Genomic DNA, 16,628 nt, shown 5'->3' on the forward strand with positions numbered 1-16,628 from the left:
CATGATCCTCTTCGCCACGTCCGACAAGGGCGGCACCGGCCGCTCGGTCACCAGCGCCAACCTCGCCTACCGCAGGGCCCTGCACGGAGACCACGTCTGCTACGTCGACTTCGACTTCGGCTCGCCCACCACCGCGGCGGTGTTCGACATCCCCGGCGCGCTGCGCGGCGTCGAACAGCACGGCCTGCACTCGTACTTGAGGGGGGTCAGCGCGGAACCGGCCCGCATCGACATCTGGGCGCAGACGGAACATATGGCGCTGCGGCTGCGCCCGCCCGAAGCCGGCCGGCTGGTGCTGCTCCCCGGTGACCTGAGCGGCGGGGAGTTCCCCATCCACCCGGAGGCGCTGCGGCGCTGCGCCGATCTCCTGCTGCGGCTGACCGGCGAGTTCGACCTCGTGATGGTCGATCTCAGTGCCGGCCGCAGCTTCGCCACCGACATGGTCCTCGCCGCGACCTCGCGGCCCGAACTGCGCGCCGTCGAGGCCCGCTGGCTCGTCTACCACCGCTGGACCCGCCAGCACGTCATCGCCGCGGCCGGACTGGTCCACGGCCGGCACGGCATCGTCGCCGCCGGTGTGGCCCACGGGCACGACGAGGAACGGCTGCGGAACGCCATCCGGTTCGTCCGGGCCGCCGTACCCGACCCGGAGTCGTCCCTGTGGTCGCAGCTGACGCCCACCCAGTCGGCCTGGATGCGCCAGTGCGACCAGTCCCTGCTCGCCCTGTCCGCCGAACTCGGCGTGGGCTACGCCAGGGTGCTGGGCTCCATTCCGCTCGAGCCCGTGCTGCAGTGGCGTGAGCAGCTCATCACCGACGAGGACGTGCTGGACAGCGGCATCGTCACTCCGCAGACCCGGCAGGCGTTCGAGGATCTGGCCGGCCGGCTCACCGACGCCACGGCTTGGCGGCGGCCATGACAGGGCCGGCATCCCGTGTGTTCCGGGAGACGAGCGCGCTGCCGCGCACCGAGTCCGTGCCGCTGGCCCATGTCTCCCTGGAAGTGGGCCACTTGTACGCCGAGGACTTCGCGGCGGGGCCCGCGCGGCTGCGTGCGCACTTCGAGCGGGTACGGCCCTGGCTGGAGGCGGTCCGCTCGTCGGCCACCGCACATGGTGTACGGCCGCGGATCAGCACGTGCTTCCTCGTCGACGACTACCACAGCTCCTTCTCCTCGCCGCCCGAGGTGCTGCCGGTCCTGCTGGCCGAGGCGGAACGGGCCGGAGTGAGCGTGGACTACCTGGCGCGGGAATCGGGCTGCGCTGTCACGGAGGGCGTCCCCGTCGCGGAGCACACGGCCCAACGGCTCGTCGAGTCCCCGGCCCCCGGAAGCGACGGCTCACGGCCGCCCGCCAGGGAGACGGGCTGGCTGGCCAACGGCGAACGCGGCCCCGGCACCGCACCCGCCGAGGCCATGGCCCCGGTACGGGAGTGGCGGCCGCCCGCGGAGACCGGCGCCCGCCGGCACTCGATCTTCACCGACGTCGAACTGTGGGACGAACGGGACGGTCGGCGCACCTGGTCCTGCCCGTTCCTGGCCGCCGTCTGGCAGCTGGCCCGCCTCGGACTGCTGCGCCACGAGGGACGAGCGCTGCCCGTGGCCCGGCCCGTGGACACCGGGGCGTTCCCCGGGCGCTGGGGCGACCTGCCGCCGCTGGTCCGGCTCGAGTCGAGCGCCGCGCCGTTCTGCGCGTACCGGACCTGGTCCGTGCTGTCGTCGCGCTTCCTGGCGGTCGAGAACGCCGTCCGGGTGATCCTCGACCAGGTCACGGTGGACCAGGACGCCCTGCGCCAGAGCACCGAACGCGCCACACGCGAGGGCCTGCCCACCCCCGCCTCCGTCGCCGAGCGCGCCGCCTACGTCTTCCACCCGGAGCCGTGAATGCCGACGACGGGGGTGGGGCGGGAGTCGGGGGCGGATGGTGTGTCGGGGGTGTGGGGCGAGCGGCAGCTGGGACCGGTCGCTGTGCCTGGCGTGCGGGGTGGGCGGGAGCCGGGGCCGGTTGCTGTGCGGGGCGAGCAGGAGTCAGGGGCGGTTGGTGTGTCGGGTGTGCGGGATGAGCGGCGGGCGTTGGGCGGGGGCGGGGCCGGGACGGAGGCGGCGCCCGTTGTCGTGCTGGTCTGTGGGGAGGTGCGCACCTGTCTGCTGTCGACCTCTCGGACTCTGGCCGGGGCGGAGGCGGAGCGGTTGTTGCGGCTGCGTTCGGGGGACCGGGTCCGGGTGGGGACCCGCCCGCTGCCGTATGCCTTGTCGGCCGACGTCCTCACCGGCGTCGACTGCCAGCTGCCCGCCGCGTCCGGCGCCAGGATCCGTGCGGTCGGCACGGTCAGCGCCCGCGCCGTCCTGACCGGCGGCCGAATCCTGCAGTCCTCGGCCCGCGTCGCGCTGCCCGCCACCGGAGACCCGGAACGCAGCCCCTGGGGACGGCATCTGGCGGAACCGGGGATCGTTCGTCCCTTCGGCCGGCTGCCCGCCGAGGACGTCGCCGACGGCTGGCTTTCCGCCTCTCAGCGGCCCGGCGAGCTCGCCCTGGGAGCGGTGGCCGAGCGGCTCCTCACGGACGTGTTCCGGCAGCCGGAGCTGGACCACCAGCCACCTTTCAAGACCCGTTCGACCAGGCTGCGTTGGGCCGCGCTGCGGACAACCACCGGGACGGGACCGGTACTCGAGTCCCTCACGATCGAGGCCGACGGACTGCTCACGGTCCGGCTGCGGCAGCCGGCGGAACCCGAGTCGGCCGACTCCGCCGCGCTCGCGGGGTTCTGTGAGGACCTCGCCCTGCACGACTGGCTCCTCACGACCCTCGTGGCCATGATCGACCGCAGCCGTCTGGGCTCGGCGGACGACAGGGTGGCACTGCGGGTCCTGCGCCCGGCCGTCGGTCATCTACTGCACCTGTGGATGCCGGCGGCCCACCTGGACCCGGAGCTGGAGCCGCTGTGGGCAACGCTCGAACGGGAGCCCGGATTCAGCCGGCAGTGGCACGTACTGGCCCAACGGATCAGGGATCACCTGGCGTTGCCGGGACTCATGTCAGGGGAGGCTGCCCGATGACCGGAAGCGGGGGATGAGATGGCGGAGTCCGGCAGGTCGCAGTCGGTGCTGCTGAAGGTCGGAATCACGGGCGTCCTCGGTATCGGCAGCTACGTGATCACCAACTTCTTCGAGACGTCCGAGGTCGCGAAGATCACCCTGTCCCTGCTCATCGGCGCGGCCGCGCTGATGGTGCAGTTCATGATGGATTTCGAGAAGGGCACGAAGGTCCTGGTGGCCCGGCTGGAGGAACACGCGTCGGCCGTCGAGACGCGGGTGAAGGACGGGTTCGTGCGCTTCGGGGACATTTTCGAGTTCCTGGGCCGGCTCGAGGACGACACCCGGCGGTTCGCGGAGGTGGAGCGGCTGGTGCGCAACGTCGCCGCCCTGGAGCCCGGACACGAGGGCATCCTCAAGGAGTTCGTCGAGGCCGAACTCACGCGGGTCGCCGACCTCATGGGCCATCTCGGGGGCAGCCACGTGGACTACGAGGGAGAGGACCGCGACTGGCTGCTCGCGCTCATCGACAAGGTCGGGCAGACCATGGACGCCGCCAGCACCCAGGAGGACCTCGGCTTCTGGAAGACGGATCTCGGCCGCCGCTATCTGATGGCCCAGCGCAACGCGATCCGGCTCAGAGGGGTCAGGATACGGAGGCTCATCATCGTCGAATCCCCCGAGCACATCGACCGTGATCTGCAGAAGCTGCGTGAGCAGCAGGAACTTCTCGACATCGACGTGAAGATCGCGACGCTCTCGACGCTGCCCCACCACCTGAGGATCTTCCCGGTGCACAACTTCGTCGTGTTCGACGGAGCGATCAGCTACGAGGTGAGTCCCGACCTGGACGGCGGTCGCGGAACCGAGGAAGAGCCGGTGACCCCGATGATCGCGAGCACGAAGCTCGTGCTGCGGCAGACGGACGTGGACACGAGGATCGCCCGCTTCAACGAATTGTGGGACGAGGGGAACTAGGGAGGCGGGATGAGCAGCAGCAGACTGATGCTGATGACGCGAGCGCTGGTCACTGTGATCGCCGTTGTCGCGGTCTACCTGGTGGCCGGTGTCTTCGACCAGCCCGAGGCGTGGCGGATCACCCTCGGTGTCGTCGTCGGGGGCGTGGCTCTGGTCATTCAGTTCCTGATCGACTTCGATCAGCGGATCGCCGTACTGAGCAGCGACCTGACCAGGAACCGGCACGAGACCAGGGAACTGCTCGACGACAGCTTCACCAGGATCAGCCAGGCCACCGAGCTCTTCGGCCAGGTCGAGACGTCCGCGCTGCGCGCCGACGGCGTGGTCCGGCTCGTGAACAGCGCGACCAACGTGGCCTCGGACGCCCCCGTGATCGTCCGCACGTTCGCGCAGGAGGAGGTGGTCAGACTGACGGAGCTGCTGGAGAGCATGAGCCGCAACGTCGTCGACAGGGAGGGCGAGGACCATGAGTGGATCGTGACCCTCACCCAGTGCACCCGCGCCTCCATCGACGGCATCAGCACGTCGATGGACGACCACTTCTGGGACAGCGAGACGGGCCGCCGCTATCTGCGCGCCCAGCGGGAGGCCATCCAGACGCGCGGGGTGCGCGTCCGGCGTCTCTTCCTGGTCGCCGAGACGACGGACGTCGACGAGGCGCTGGAGCGGCAGTTCGAGAACCAGCAGAGTCTGGGCATCGACGTGCGTGTGCTGGTCCTCGCGTCCGTGCCGACGCCCGTGCGGCTGGGCGCGACGAACGACTTCGTCGTCTTCGACGACGAGCTGTCCTACGAGGTGGCCTTCGACTTCGAGGGGATCAACGCGACCACCACTCTGAACTTCCTGCCCGAGCGGGTCCGCCAGCGCGTCAGGCGCTTCAACGAACTCTGGGAGGTCGCCCAATAGTCACGAGCCGGTTCCCGCCGGCCAGGATCGCCTCCGCCAGGGCGTCGGCCGCCTCCTGCGCGGACGTCCTGCGGTGTCCGTGCACCAGGACGAAGTCCACCGCGCCGAGTTCCGGGAGGTCGGCCCGCTCGGGCACCAGGGCCAGGCCGGGCGGGACCAGGCCGTGTGAGTGCGCCATCACGCCCAGGCCCGCGCGGGCCGCCGCGATCAGTCCGTTGAGGCTGCCGCTCGTGCACACGATGCGCCACTCCCGCCCCTCCCGCTCCAGCGCCTCCAGGGCGAGCGCCCGGGTGATGCCCGGCGGCGGGAACACGATGAGCGGCACCGGGCGGTCGGGCTCCACGCGCAGCCGCTCCGCCCCGATCCACACCAGCCTGTCGTGCCAGACCAACCGGCCGCGCGGATCCTCCGGGCGCCGCTTGGCCAGGACCAGATCCAGCTTCCCGGCGGCCAGCCGCTCGTACAGCGTGCCGGACAGCTCCACCGTGAGTTCGAGGTCGACCTCGGGATGGTCGTACCGGAAGCCCTCCAGGATCTCCGGCAGCCTCGTCAGCACGAAGTCCTCCGAGGCGCCGAAACGCAGTCTGCCGCGCACCCGCGTGCCGGTGAAGAACGCCGTCGCCTGCTCGTGGACCTCCAGGATCCGGCGGGCGAAGCCGAGCATCGCCTCGCCGTCCTCCGTCAGCTCCACGGAGTGGGTGTCGCGCGAGAACAGCTGACGTCCGGCGGCGTCCTCCAGGCGCCGTACGTGCTGGCTGACCGTGGACTGACGCAGCCCGAGCCGCCTGGCGGCCTGTGTGAAGCTGAGCGTCTGGGCGACCGCGAGGAACGTCCGCAGGTGCGTGGGGTCGTACACACCCCCAGGTTATCGTGGAATTCGATAACAGTCAGAGCGGTATGACGGATTCCCGATCACGGGCCGGAGGAGGACGATGGAGAGGCGTATTCCGGCCCCGGAACGCCTCCGACACGACACTCGAGACAACCAGCACGTGGAGCACCGTGAAACGCCTGCACTGGCCGCGTTGGATGCCGATCGACCCCTACATCCTGCTGCTGCTCGGGACGGTGGGTCTGGCCGCTCTCCTGCCCGCCCGGGGCACCGCCGCGGACGTGGCCTCCGGCGCGTCCACTACCGCCATCGCACTCCTGTTCTTCCTCTACGGCGTCCGTCTGTCCACCCGTGAGGCGCTGGAAGGGCTCAAGCACTGGCGCCTGCACGTCACCGTCCTGGCCGCCACCTTCGTGGTGTTCCCGCTGCTCGGTCTGGCCGCCCGCGGACTCGTCCCGGTCCTCCTGACCCACCCGCTCTACCAGGGCCTGCTGTTCCTCACCCTCGTGCCGTCGACGATCCAGTCGTCGATCGCGTTCACCTCGATCGCCCGCGGCAACGTGCCCGCCGCGATCTGCGCCGGCTCCTTCTCCTCGCTGGCCGGCATCGTGCTCACCCCGCTGCTCGCGGCCGCCCTGCTCGGCAGCAGCGGCGGCGGCTTCTCCGCCGACTCGCTGGTCAAGATCGTGCTCCAGCTGCTCGTGCCGTTCCTCGCCGGGCAAGTGCTGCGGCGGTGGGTCAGCCGGTTCGTCGCCCGGCACAAGAAGGTGCTCGGGCTGGTCGACCGCGGCTCGATCCTGCTCGTCGTCTACACCGCGTTCAGCGAGGGCATGGTCCAGGGCATCTGGCACCAGGTGAGCCCGGCCCGGCTGGGCGGCCTGCTCGTCGTCGAGGCCGCGCTGCTCGCCCTGATGCTCGCCCTGACCTGGTACGGCTCCAAGGCGCTGGGCTTCGGCCGCGGCGACCGGATCGCCATCCAGTTCGCCGGGTCGAAGAAGTCCCTCGCCTCCGGCCTGCCCATGGCGAGCGTCCTGTTCGGCGCGCACGCCTCCCTCGCCGTGCTGCCGCTGATGCTCTTCCACCAGATGCAGCTCATGGTCTGCGCGGTCATCGCCAAGCGCCGCTCCCGCGACCTACTGGACCGCCCGGCCCCGAGCGCCCCGATCGCCCGCTCACGGACGACGGTCGTCACGGGGTCGCACATACGCTGAGGCCGGCAGGTGGTCGCGGCACGCCCCTGTCACTTTCACTTCTTGAGCGCGACCCCCGCGTACATCGACGTCGTCGCGTCGGTCTCGTCCTGTCTGGGCGGGCCGTCGGGGTGCCAGCGGTACGTCGGGGTGATGCCCGGGTCCACCAGTTCGAGCCCGGCGAAGAGGGCCTCGAACTCGGTCCGATCGCGTACCTGTGCGGGGATCCCGCCCTTGCGGTAGACGTCGATCGCCTTCGCGGCCTCCTCGGGGTCGAGGAAGTCGGCCGTGACATGGGTGAGGGACACATAGCTGCCCGGAGCGAGCGGCTCGACCAGCTCGCGGATGATGCCGATCGGGTCGTCCTCGTCCGGGACGAAGTGGAAGAGCGCGTTCATCGACAGGGCGACGGGCTGCGACAGGTCCAGCGTCCGGGTCAGTTCCTCCGAGCCGACGATGTCCCGCGGCGCGCGCACATCCCCGTGCAGATACTCCGTGCGCCCCTCGGGCGTCGAGCGCAGCAGCGCGTCCACGTGGGCCAGCACGATCGGGTCGTGGTCGACGTACACCACGCGCGCCTCGGGCGCCTCGTGCTGGGCCACCTGGTGCAGATTGGGCTCGGTGGGGATGCCCGTGCCGATGTCCAGGAACTGGCGGATGCCACGGGCGGTGAACCAGCGTGTGGCTCGGTGCATGAACTCCCGTGTGCTGCGCGCGGTGACCTTGATGTGGGGGAGGACGCTGCGGACCGCCTCCGCGGCCTCGCGGTCCACCGGGTAGTTGTCCTTGCCGCCCAGGTAGTAGTCGTACATCCGGGCGGTGTGCGGAGTGGTCGTCCGCAGCTCTCGAGGCAGCCCCTGCGCGGGCATGGTGCGCTCCCTGGGTCGGTTCGTCAGACGGCGAAGACGGTGTTGCCGGGCAGATAGAGGTGGTCGGCCTCGCCGCGCTTGACCCCGCGCAGGAAGGCAGATATCTCGTCGGCGTCGTAGATGAGGGCGGGCCCCTCCGGGTCCTTCGACTGGCGGAAGGCCACCCGGCCGCCGGGCAACCGCTTGACCTCGACGCAGTCGCCGCCGTTCGGACTGGACCACGGGCACTCCCAGCCGTGCGCCCCGAGCCGGTGGGCCGGCATCCCGCTCACGAAGCCGTCGTCGTCACGGGCGGGCGCGGCCGCCCGGTCGTCAGCGGGGTGGACGGCGGTCATACGTACTCCTTGCGGACGTGCTCCAGGAAGTTCCTGGTGGCGGTGCGGGAGACCGCGTAGCCGCCGGCCATGCGGTCGAGTGCTTCGAGGTACGTGGCCACTTCGTCGGGGTCGTCGAGATAGCTGCCCCGGGTCAGGTTCTCGACGTAGACCACGTCGGGCAGGACCTGGGTGCGCAGCCGGTACAGGGAGTAGGCGCCGTACGCTCCGGGGTGGCCGCCCGAGCTGAACGGCAGCAGCTGCAGGGTGATGTGCTCGCGGTCCCACAGCTCGAGGAGCCGGTCCACCTGGTCGCGCATGACGCCGGCGTCGCCCACCGGGCGCGCGAACACGTTCTGTTCGAGGAGCAGCCACAGCCGTACCGGCGTCTCCTGCCGTTCGAGCCGCTCCTGGCGTAACAGCCGCACCTGCACGGCTCGTTCGATCTGCTCGGCCGGTGCGTCCGGGGAGCCCATGAGGAGCTGCGCACGCGCGTACGCGGGCGTCTGCAGGATGCCGGGCACGAAGTGCGGGTTGTACGAGCGGACGAGGGAGGCCTCGTCCTCCAGACTGAGCAGCGGGCTGAGCCAGGTGGGCATCGCGTCGCGGTACTCCGCCCACCAGCCGGGCTGGTTCGCGTCGCCGGCCAGCTCCAGCAGGTCAGCGGTGATCCGCTCGCGCTCCTCGGCGGTGCGGTCGTGCAGATAGTGCGGCAGCAGCTGCTGCACGTACACCAGCCGGACCGCGAACTCGGCCCGCTCGATACGGCGGACGGTCAGCGGCGTCGTGTGGATCAGCGCGGCCGCCTCCTCCAGCGAGACGCCTGCCTCCTTCCGCAGCTGTCCCAGCTGGTGACTGAGGACGACGCGACGCACCGTGGGTGCGATCCCCGACCCCGTCCATGGACGCGCGTCGGCCACGCCCTACCTCCCCGATCAGTCGTGACGGGCAGTCTGCCACGGGCGCGCCCGACTTGCCCAGGGCGTGAATGCCGCGACGAAATTATCGTCAAGCAGGTTGCGTGAGGGGAGCTGTCGCTTCACAGTTGACGTCATGACAGATTCCGCGGACGGGGCCGCGACACGTCAACTCCTTCTCGAATCAGATGTATTGGGGTGGGGAAGAGCCGACGTGAGACAGCCCACGCCCGCGCCGGGCGCGCTCCTCGACGCCGGTCTGCTGGGCGCGATGGGCCGGTGGACCTGGGGCGCGGGGGCCCCGGAGCACCCGGTGGCGATCGCGCTCCTCGCGCCCCCACCGCAGGCCGGACGGAAGGTGGCGTGCGCGGTGCAGGCCCTGGCCGAGAAGACCGGGATGGCCCCTGCCTCGGAGCTGATCCCGGACATCGGTCCGCGGGTGCGGGTGGCCTCGGAGTCCCAACTGGCCGCGTGCTTCGACACGGCGTCGTACACGCTGCTGCTGCCCGCGACGCCCGAAGTGGTCGCCCTGGCACGGCGGACGGGCACGTTGGCGCTGGCGCTCGGCCTGGACCCGCTGTTCGCGAACGTGGCCTGGGAGTGTGTGACGCAGTACGTCCGGCAGGGCGTCGTGACGGACCGCATCTGGTTCGGCAGCGCGGGCCTGCTGCCGGAGGAGGTCACGGCCTCGTCGGCCGTGGGGTGAGACAGGTCTCGTACGACCCGGAGGGGATCGTACGGGCGAAGCCGGGGGATGCGGGGAACACGGGGGATGCGGGGGAGTGCCGCCCTCCCGGTCGAGGAAGGCCGGGAGGGCGGCGCGATCGTCAGTGGCCGCCGCTCACATGGTCCAGAGGCAGCCACAGCACGGTGTCCGCCGTGGACCGCAGCGCCTTCGGATCGGACAGTTCGGTGTCGGTCAACGCCCGGTCCCAGACGTGGACTTCGTCGATCGCGCCGGCGAAGAAGGCCCGGCTGTCCATGCGCTGGCCGATGTGCACGCCGAAGGGGGAGTTGCGGCTGACGGAGCCGGACACGTCGGCGACGGTGGACTGCGTGCCGTCGATGAACAGCGTCAGCTGTCCGCCGCCCCGGCGCAGCACCAGGTGATGCCACCGCCCGTCGTTGTGGGCACCGGTCGTGCTCACGGCCGCCGTGCGCACGTCCGTCCTGCCGTCCCGTACGGTGATCAGCCCGCGCACCCGGTTGCTGTCGGGCTCGCCGCGCAGCCAGATCTGCGGCTGCGTGGTGCCGATGCCGCCCATCCACAGCAGCGGCTGCTCACCGGTCGTGGCCGAGTAGCGGAACCACAGGGACGCCGTGAAGTCCTTGGTACCGAGCGGCAGTCGGTCGTCGTACGGCAGGCGTACGGCGTCGTCGTTTCCGTCGAACTCCAGGGCGCCGCCGGACACACCCTCCGTCTCGGTGGCACCGCCGAGGACGGCCGCCCGCTGGGCGTGCGGGGCGAGGTCGGCGGTGGTGGGGTCGGGGCCGCGGCGCGGCTGGAGCCAGTCCTCGGTGAAGCGGGCGAAGCGGATCTCGTCGCGTGCATCGACCGCGCCGCCCTCGTACAGCAACCCGACCGTGTCGGAGCCGGTCCGCACCAGGTCGGAGTAGCCGGACCAGTCCGTCGTGACGACGGTGCCGCGGTCCACGCTGTCCCAGGTGCGTCCGCCGTCGTACGAGGAGCGGATCATCATGGTGCGGCGGCGGTCGGGGTCGGCGGGGCAGGCCAGCAGGAGGCGGTCGCCGAGGCGCAGCATCGAGCCCTGGACCTGGGGCGCGTAGAGGTCCGGCAGGTCGCGGAAGGGGGCGGTGAAGCTGGTGCCGCCGTCGCGGCTGACGGTCTGGGTGCGGTGGCCGAGGTCGGTGCCGTCCTGTTCCCGGCCGCTGACCAGGACCGAGCCGTCGCCGCGCTCGGCGAGCGTCAGCTCGGACGGCTTCTGCCGGAAGGTGCCGTCGGCGGCGATCGGCCAGTTGTCGGTGGCGCCGATCCGCCAGTGGTCGCCGCCGTCGTCGCTGACGATCAGCGACGCGTGGTTGGCGCTGACCCGACTGCCGTCCCAGGTCTCGGTGTTGACGCCGAAGACCAGTCGGCCGGCGTACCGGCCGCGGGTGAGCTGGATGCCGTGCACCGGGCCGGTCGCGTACCAGGAGTTCCAGTCCGGCGGCAGGATCTCGGGACTCAGGTCGCGCGGCGCGGACCAGGTCAGACCGTCGTCGTCGCTGTACTGCAGGTGCGGGGTGCGGTCGCAGGGGACCGAGCAACTGGCGCTGTCCGTACGGCCCGTGTTGTACGTCTCGGCCAGCAGGATGCGGCCGGTGTCGCGGTCCACGATCGGCGCCGGGTTGCCGTGGGTGTCGCCGGCGCCCTCGTTGACCACCTGGAGCGGGCCCCAGGTGCGGCCGCCGTCGGTGGAGCGCTTCAGAACGATGTCTATGTCGGCGGCGTCGCCACAGTTGAGGACCCGGCCCTCGGCGAAGGCGAGGAGCGTGCCGTCGGTGGTCCGGACGATCGCCGGGATGCGGAAGCAGGCGTAACCGGGATCCTGGGACGCCTTGAAGAGGATCTGCTGGGTGAAGTCGGGGGTATCGGCGGCGGGTCGGGTCGGCTGGGCCGCGTGGGCCGGATGCGGCAGTGCGAACAGCGTTAACAGTACGGCCGCCGTGGTGAGGACGGCGGCCAGCGGGGTTCTCAGTCGTGCGCGGAGACTTGACGGCATGGTGCGACCTGCCCTTCAAACATCAGGACATCTGGACATCCCACGTCCAATGTGCGCTTCACAGACGTTAGTTGGGCCACAGTCGCCCCACAAGAAGCGTGCGGGGACTTCAGGTGTACGGCACCACTTTCCCGGCGCGACTCGATCGCCTCGTACCGATGGACATCGTTGGGCGGCCGGGCCCTGGTGGGTGAGGCGCTCGTCGCCGAGGGGCTGAAGCTGCGGCACCACGTCGTGCTCGCGGCCGTCCGCGACCTCGCCCCCGTCGCCCAGGCCGACCTCGGCCGCGCCATCAGACTCGATCCCAAGGACCTGGTCGGCGTCCTCAACGACCTCCAGGACGCCGGCCTCGCGGTCCGCGCCCCGGACCCGACGGACCGCCGTAAGAACGCGGTGTTGCTTACCGAGGAGGGCGGGCGGCAGCCGAGGCGCTGCGAGAAGGCGCCCGCGCGGCGAACGACGAACTCCTCGCCCCGCTGTCGGCCGCCGAACGGGATCGGTTCATGGGCCTGTTGATCCGGATTTCCGGTACGGACGGCTTACGGCGGCTAACGTTCCGTCATGACCGCACCTCTCGCGCTCGATCCGGCGCACACTGCCCTCGTCCTCGTCGACCTGATGGACCGCATCGTCGCGCTGCCCCTGGAGCCCCGCAAGGGCACCGAGGTCCTCGTCAAGGCCGAGGAGTTGGCGACCACATTCCGTTCGGCCGGCGCGCTCGTCGTGCTCGTCCGTGTGGAACGGACCGGGGTCGCCGAGCAGCCGCCCGGCAGCGGGCTGGTCACCGGGCTGCTGAGGGACGGGGACGTGGAGGTCGTCAAGCGCACGATCGGCGCCTTCCAGGGCACGGACCTCGACGCCCGGCTGCGCGGCCGCGGGGTGACCCGGCTGGTGTTCGGCGGCATCGCCACCAACCTCGGCGTCGAGTCCACCGCCCGCGCCGCCGGCGACCTCGGTTACGACCTCGTCTTCGTCGAGGACGCCATGGCCGCATTCACCGCCGCCGAGCACGAGGCCTCGGTGCGGCTGGACTTTCCCCGGCTGGGGACGGTCGTGAGCGCGGCCGAGGTAGGCTTCGCCGGCCCCTGACCGGTCAGACCAGCAGTCCGCCGCCGTCCACGTCCACCACCGAGCCGGTGCTGTAGCCGCCGCGCATCAGGTACAGGTACGCCTCCGCGACCTCCTCCGGCGTGCCCACCCGGCCGACGGGCAGCGCGGCGGCGCTGGACTCGAACAGGCCGCTGCGGTCCTCCTCGGACATCTCACGCCACAGGTCGGTGCGCACCACGCCGGGGGAGACCACGTTGACCCTGATCGGCGCGAGCTCCAGGGCGAGCGCCCGGGTCAGCGACTCCATCGCGCCGCACATGCTCGCGGCGACGGTCATGCCCGGCATCGGGCGCCGCCCCGCGCTCCCGGTGGTCAGCACCACGGAACCGCCCTTGCGGATCGAGGGGGCGCCGTGCTTGACGGCCGAGTACGCGCCCCACAGCCGGGTGTCCAGGAACCGCCGGGAACGGGCCAGGTCGGAATCGGCCAGGCTTTCCATCAGCAGCGACTCGCCGGCCGTGTAGACCAGGTGGTCGAAGGCGCCGACCCGCGCGAAGAAGGCACGTACCGCGTCCTCGTCCGTCGCGTCGAGTGTGTGGCCCGCGGCGCCCTCCGGCAGCCGCTTCAGCGCGGTGTCCACGCTCTCCTGCCGGCGGGAGGCGACCACGACGTCCGCGCCTTCCCGGGCGGCCGCCTCGGCGACGGCGAAGCCGATGCCCGACGTACCGCCGATGACCACGATCCGCTGTCCTCGCAGGCTCATGTCCATGCCTTTCCCTCGTCAGCCGGACTCTCTGTCCGACGTAGTCCAGCCTGTGCCCGCGAGCACCCCGCCGTCCAAGCCCTCTTGCGGCGTCGGCGATACCCTGAAGGCATCGCCACCGGTCGGCGGAAGGGGCTCGGATGGACCTCGACCTGCGGAAGGTCCGCTACTTCGTGGCGGTCGCCGAACTGCTCCACTTCGGCCGCGCCGCCGAGCGTCTGCACATCGCGCAGCCGGTCCTCAGCCGCCAGATCCGGGCGTTGGAGAAGGACTTGGACGCGACGCTCTTCGAACGCGACAGCCACGGAGTCACATTGACCACGGCCGGGCGTCAACTCCTCGACGACGCCAGCCAGTTGCTCGCATCCGCGGACGCCGCCCGGCGCCGGGTGCACCGTGCCGCGCGCGGCCCGCGCCGGTTCGTCGTGGGCTTCCGGGCGGGCGTCGTCGTCACGCACACCCTGCGCGCCTTCACGGCCGCCCATCCCGGCCTCGACGTGCAGGCCCGGCGTGTCGAGTGGGACGACCAGGAGCGGCAGATCCTCGACGGGACCGTCGACCTCGCGTATCTGCGCCGGCCGATCGACGAGCGCGGGCTGCGGCTGCTGCCGTTGTTCAGCGAGGCCCGCGTGGCGATGCTCCCCGCCGACCACCGGCTCGCCGGCAAGCAGGAACTCGCCGTGTCCGACCTGGCCGGCGAGGACTGGCTGCGCTACTCCGATCCCGGGCCCGACGACGTGCCGATCCGCACCGTCGAGGAGAAGTTCGAGCGGGTGGCGGCGGGCAGCGGCATCACGCTGGTGCCGACGTCGATCGCCGAGCAGTACTCCCGCCCGGACATCACCTACGTGCCCGTGCCGGACGCCGAGCCCGACCAGGTGTTCCTCGCCTGGGAGGCGGGCCGCCGCTCACCGCTGATCACCGCGTTCGCGAGGATCGCGCAGGAACAGGGCTGAGGCGGCCCCGCTCAGCTCTGGGCGGCCGCTTCCCGCAGGACCACGCGCTCCTCACCCGCGTACACGTTCATGGAGCTGCCCCGCAGGAAGCCCACCAGGGTCAGCCCGGTCTCGGCGGCCAGGTCCACCGCGAGCGACGACGGCGCCGAGACCGCCGCGAGCACCGGGATGCCCGCCATCACGGCCTTCTGCGCCAGCTCGAATGAGGCCCGCCCCGACACCAGCAGGATCGTGCGGGACAGCGGCAGGTCACCGCTCTGCAGGGCACGGCCGACCAGCTTGTCGACCGCGTTGTGCCGACCCACGTCCTCCCGTATGTCGAGCAGTTCCCCGTCCTCGCTGAACAGGGCCGCGGCGTGCAGACCACCGGTCCGGTCGAACACTTTCTGCGCCGCGCGCAGCCGGTCGGGCAGGCTCGCCAGGAGCTCGGCGTCCACCCGGACCGGGGGAGTGTCGGCGATCGGCCAGCGGGCCGTCGTACGGACCGCGTCGAGGCTCGCCTTGCCGCACAGACCGCAGGACGAGGTCGTGTACACGTTCCGCTCGAGCGTGATCTCGGGGATCACCACGCTTGGCGCCGTCCGCACATCCACCACGTTGTACGTGTTAGAGCCGTCCACAGTGGCGCCCGCGCAGTACACGATGTTCTGCAGGTCCGTGCCCTCGGCGAGCACGCCCTCGCTCACCAGGAACCCCGCGGCCAGCGCGAAGTCGTCACCCGGTGTGCGCATCGTGATGGCGAGGGGCTTGCCGTTGAGCCTGATCTCCAGGGGTTCCTCGGCCACCAGGGTGTCCGGCCGGGTGGAGACCGCCCCGTCGCGGATGCGGATCACCTTGCGTCGTTCCGTGACTCGTCCCATTCCTGATCAGTCCCGGTTCTGTAGGTGCTGGTGGCCGTGACGGCCGTTCGTGGCCGTCACGATGTCATTGTCCTGCACATGGGGCGGGTCGTCCGGGTCTGCCGTACCCGGGTCGAACTCCGACCCGGGTACGGCAGTGCGTCACGCGGCGGTCTGCAGAGCGAGCAGGTCGGAGATGGCGTGCACGGTGCGCAGGGTGGGCACCTCCACTCCGGTGATCCCGGCCAGTTCGACGACGGCCGCCAGGAGCACGTCGAGTTCCAGCGGCTTGCCCCGCTCCAGGTCCTGGAGCGTGGAGGTTCGGTGGTCGCCGACCTTCTCGGCGCCCGCCAGGCGGCGTTCGATGGAGACCCCGACCTCGCAGCCGAGGGCCTCGGCGACCGAGAGGGTCTCGCGCATCATGATCTCGATGACCTGGCGGGTGCCGCCGTGCAGGCACATCTGCCGCATGGTGGCGCGGGCCAGCGCGCTGATCGGGTTGAAGGAGATGTTGCCGAGCAGCTTCAGCCAGATGTCGTTGCGCAGGTCCGGTTCGACCGGGCACTTCAGCCCGCCCGCCCGCATCGCCTCGCCGAACTCCGTGCAGCGCGGGGAGACACTGCGGTCCGGCTCGCCGATGGAGAACCGGGTGCCCTCCAAGTGCCGTACGACACCCGGGCCTTCGAGCTCGGTGGCCGCGTAGACGACACAGCCGACGGCCCGTTCGGGCGCCAGCACCTTGCTGACCGCGCCGCCGGGGTCCACGCTCTCGACGCGGTGGCCGTCGTACGGCCCGCCGTGCCGGTGGAAGTACCACCAGGGGATGCCGTTCTGGGCAGCCACGACAGCTGTTTCGTCGTGCAGCAGCGGCTCGATCAGCGGCCCGCACGCCGCGTACGAGTTGGCCTTCAGACCCAGGAAGACATAGTCGACCGGGCCGATCTCGGCCGGGTCGTCGGTGGCGTGGGCGTGCGCGGTCCAGTCGCCGCGCGGGCTCAGCACCCTGACTCCGTCCTGCCTCATGGCCGCGAGATGCGGTCCACGGGCGACGAGATGCACATCGGCGCCGGCTCTGTGGAGAGCGGCTCCGACATAGGCGCCGATCGCTCCGGCGCCGAGGACTGCGACTTTCACGGGAACGCTCCGTTCGGTTTGAGGGATACCGCGGAGGTGGGGGGTGGGGAGTGAATATTGTCTACAGTATGGGAAGAGGCGCCACAAGAGTCCTCGTCGACCGTTCATCGCATGCTGGATACCGCTC

The 16,628-nt window shown here is 71.0% G+C and carries 17 protein-coding genes and 1 pseudogene; 10 read left to right on the plus strand and 8 right to left on the minus strand.

The annotated features are described in order from the left end of the window. Window position 1: 1 nt before the first annotated feature. From ACFYXB_RS32000 to ACFYXB_RS32020, 5 genes are all read left to right on the plus strand, one after another. Complete coding sequence (locus ACFYXB_RS32000) at window positions 2-919, plus strand: SCO2523 family variant P-loop protein (protein ID WP_389588251.1); 918 nt, start codon at window positions 2-4, stop codon at window positions 917-919. Beyond that, the gene (locus ACFYXB_RS32005; protein ID WP_389588253.1) at window positions 916-1,881 is read left to right on the plus strand and encodes an SCO2522 family protein; all 966 of its coding nucleotides are present in this window, start codon (window positions 916-918) and stop codon (window positions 1,879-1,881) included. Before ACFYXB_RS32000 ends, ACFYXB_RS32005 begins: the two co-directional genes overlap by 4 nt. A gap of 168 nt (window positions 1,882-2,049) precedes the next feature. Continuing rightward, on the plus strand, window positions 2,050-3,054 hold the full coding sequence (locus ACFYXB_RS32010; RefSeq protein ID WP_389588255.1) for an SCO2521 family protein: 1,005 nt from the start codon (window positions 2,050-2,052) through the stop codon (window positions 3,052-3,054). Between the two features lie 18 nt (window positions 3,055-3,072). Beyond that, the gene (locus ACFYXB_RS32015) at window positions 3,073-4,008 is read left to right on the plus strand and encodes a hypothetical protein (RefSeq protein ID WP_389588257.1); all 936 of its coding nucleotides are present in this window, start codon (window positions 3,073-3,075) and stop codon (window positions 4,006-4,008) included. A gap of 9 nt (window positions 4,009-4,017) precedes the next feature. Further along, complete coding sequence (locus tag ACFYXB_RS32020; protein WP_389588259.1) at window positions 4,018-4,914, plus strand: DUF6879 family protein; 897 nt, start codon at window positions 4,018-4,020, stop codon at window positions 4,912-4,914. On the opposite strand, the gene ACFYXB_RS32025 is transcribed toward ACFYXB_RS32020, so the two are convergent. Beyond that, a complete protein-coding gene (locus ACFYXB_RS32025) occupies window positions 4,886-5,770 on the minus strand; it encodes a LysR substrate-binding domain-containing protein (RefSeq protein WP_389588261.1) in 885 nt (294 codons plus the stop codon). The genes ACFYXB_RS32020 and ACFYXB_RS32025 overlap by 29 nt on opposite strands. A gap of 173 nt (window positions 5,771-5,943) precedes the next feature. Between ACFYXB_RS32025 and ACFYXB_RS32030 the strand changes: the two genes are divergently transcribed. Further along, entirely contained in the window at window positions 5,944-6,957 is a 1,014-nt protein-coding gene (locus ACFYXB_RS32030) for a bile acid:sodium symporter family protein (RefSeq protein ID WP_389588369.1), read from the plus strand. A 35-nt stretch (window positions 6,958-6,992) separates the two neighbouring features. On the opposite strand, the gene ACFYXB_RS32035 is transcribed toward ACFYXB_RS32030, so the two are convergent. The 3 genes from ACFYXB_RS32035 to ACFYXB_RS32045 all read right to left on the minus strand — a co-directional run bounded on the left by ACFYXB_RS32035 (window position 6,993) and on the right by ACFYXB_RS32045 (window position 9,039). Beyond that, on the minus strand, window positions 6,993-7,805 hold the full coding sequence (locus tag ACFYXB_RS32035) for an SAM-dependent methyltransferase (RefSeq protein WP_389588263.1): 813 nt from the start codon (window positions 7,803-7,805) through the stop codon (window positions 6,993-6,995). Between the two features lie 23 nt (window positions 7,806-7,828). Further along, window positions 7,829-8,068 (minus strand): DUF397 domain-containing protein, encoded by a 240-nt coding sequence (locus ACFYXB_RS32040; RefSeq protein ID WP_351363509.1) that lies wholly within the window; start codon window positions 8,066-8,068, stop codon window positions 7,829-7,831. A gap of 68 nt (window positions 8,069-8,136) precedes the next feature. After that, window positions 8,137-9,039, minus strand: coding sequence for a helix-turn-helix transcriptional regulator (locus ACFYXB_RS32045; RefSeq protein ID WP_389588265.1), 903 nt, complete (start codon window positions 9,037-9,039; stop codon window positions 8,137-8,139). 211 nt (window positions 9,040-9,250) lie between these two features. On the opposite strand from ACFYXB_RS32045, the gene ACFYXB_RS32050 reads away from it, so the two are divergent. Continuing rightward, complete coding sequence (locus ACFYXB_RS32050) at window positions 9,251-9,742, plus strand: hypothetical protein (protein WP_389588267.1); 492 nt, start codon at window positions 9,251-9,253, stop codon at window positions 9,740-9,742. Window positions 9,743-9,863: 121 nt separating this feature from the next. Here ACFYXB_RS32050 and ACFYXB_RS32055 read toward each other — a convergent pair whose 3' ends face one another. Then, window positions 9,864-11,759, minus strand: a complete 1,896-nt coding sequence (locus tag ACFYXB_RS32055) for an exo-alpha-sialidase (RefSeq protein ID WP_389588269.1) — start codon at window positions 11,757-11,759, stop codon at window positions 9,864-9,866. 144 nt (window positions 11,760-11,903) lie between these two features. Here ACFYXB_RS32055 and ACFYXB_RS32060 point away from each other — a divergent pair. Both ACFYXB_RS32060 and ACFYXB_RS32065 read left to right on the plus strand, forming a co-directional pair. Continuing rightward, window positions 11,904-12,298, plus strand: a pseudogene (locus tag ACFYXB_RS32060) (MarR family winged helix-turn-helix transcriptional regulator); the annotation flags it as partial. 22 nt (window positions 12,299-12,320) lie between these two features. Continuing rightward, entirely contained in the window at window positions 12,321-12,848 is a 528-nt protein-coding gene (locus tag ACFYXB_RS32065; RefSeq protein WP_389588271.1) for an isochorismatase family protein, read from the plus strand. A 4-nt stretch (window positions 12,849-12,852) separates the two neighbouring features. On the opposite strand, the gene ACFYXB_RS32070 is transcribed toward ACFYXB_RS32065, so the two are convergent. Next, window positions 12,853-13,572, minus strand: coding sequence for an SDR family oxidoreductase (locus ACFYXB_RS32070; RefSeq protein WP_389588273.1), 720 nt, complete (start codon window positions 13,570-13,572; stop codon window positions 12,853-12,855). A gap of 140 nt (window positions 13,573-13,712) precedes the next feature. Here ACFYXB_RS32070 and ACFYXB_RS32075 point away from each other — a divergent pair, with 140 nt between their 5' ends. Continuing rightward, a complete protein-coding gene (locus ACFYXB_RS32075; protein WP_389588275.1) occupies window positions 13,713-14,528 on the plus strand; it encodes a LysR family transcriptional regulator in 816 nt (271 codons plus the stop codon). 11 nt (window positions 14,529-14,539) lie between these two features. Here ACFYXB_RS32075 and fdhD read toward each other — a convergent pair whose 3' ends face one another. Continuing rightward, window positions 14,540-15,388 carry a formate dehydrogenase accessory sulfurtransferase FdhD gene (gene fdhD, locus ACFYXB_RS32080; RefSeq protein ID WP_389588277.1) on the minus strand — a complete coding sequence of 283 codons (849 nt, stop codon included), beginning with the start codon at window positions 15,386-15,388 and terminating at the stop codon, window positions 14,540-14,542. A 141-nt stretch (window positions 15,389-15,529) separates the two neighbouring features. Beyond that, window positions 15,530-16,501: a 2-dehydropantoate 2-reductase gene (locus ACFYXB_RS32085; protein WP_389588279.1), complete on the minus strand. Its 972-nt coding sequence runs from the start codon at window positions 16,499-16,501 to the stop codon at window positions 15,530-15,532. Window positions 16,502-16,628 lie beyond the last annotated feature (127 nt).

The sequence above is a fragment of the Streptomyces sp. NPDC002619 genome (assembly GCF_042889305.1).
GTDB lineage: Bacteria > Actinomycetota > Actinomycetes > Streptomycetales > Streptomycetaceae > Streptomyces.

Coding starts and splice junctions, on each gene's coding strand:
- ACFYXB_RS32070 (WP_389588273.1), bottom strand. CDS start 13,572: ATGAGCCTGCGAGGACAGCGGATCGTGGTCATCGGCGGTACGTCGGGC.
- ACFYXB_RS32000 (WP_389588251.1), top strand. CDS start 2: ATGATCCTCTTCGCCACGTCCGACAAGGGCGGCACCGGCCGCTCGGTC.
- fdhD (WP_389588277.1), bottom strand. CDS start 15,388: ATGGGACGAGTCACGGAACGACGCAAGGTGATCCGCATCCGCGACGGG.
- ACFYXB_RS32005 (WP_389588253.1), top strand. CDS start 916: ATGACAGGGCCGGCATCCCGTGTGTTCCGGGAGACGAGCGCGCTGCCG.
- ACFYXB_RS32075 (WP_389588275.1), top strand. CDS start 13,713: ATGGACCTCGACCTGCGGAAGGTCCGCTACTTCGTGGCGGTCGCCGAA.
- ACFYXB_RS32065 (WP_389588271.1), top strand. CDS start 12,321: ATGACCGCACCTCTCGCGCTCGATCCGGCGCACACTGCCCTCGTCCTC.
- ACFYXB_RS32055 (WP_389588269.1), bottom strand. CDS start 11,759: ATGCCGTCAAGTCTCCGCGCACGACTGAGAACCCCGCTGGCCGCCGTC.
- ACFYXB_RS32040 (WP_351363509.1), bottom strand. CDS start 8,068: ATGCCGGCCCACCGGCTCGGGGCGCACGGCTGGGAGTGCCCGTGGTCC.
- ACFYXB_RS32015 (WP_389588257.1), top strand. CDS start 3,073: ATGGCGGAGTCCGGCAGGTCGCAGTCGGTGCTGCTGAAGGTCGGAATC.
- ACFYXB_RS32030 (WP_389588369.1), top strand. CDS start 5,944: ATGCCGATCGACCCCTACATCCTGCTGCTGCTCGGGACGGTGGGTCTG.
- ACFYXB_RS32020 (WP_389588259.1), top strand. CDS start 4,018: ATGAGCAGCAGCAGACTGATGCTGATGACGCGAGCGCTGGTCACTGTG.
- ACFYXB_RS32035 (WP_389588263.1), bottom strand. CDS start 7,805: ATGCCCGCGCAGGGGCTGCCTCGAGAGCTGCGGACGACCACTCCGCAC.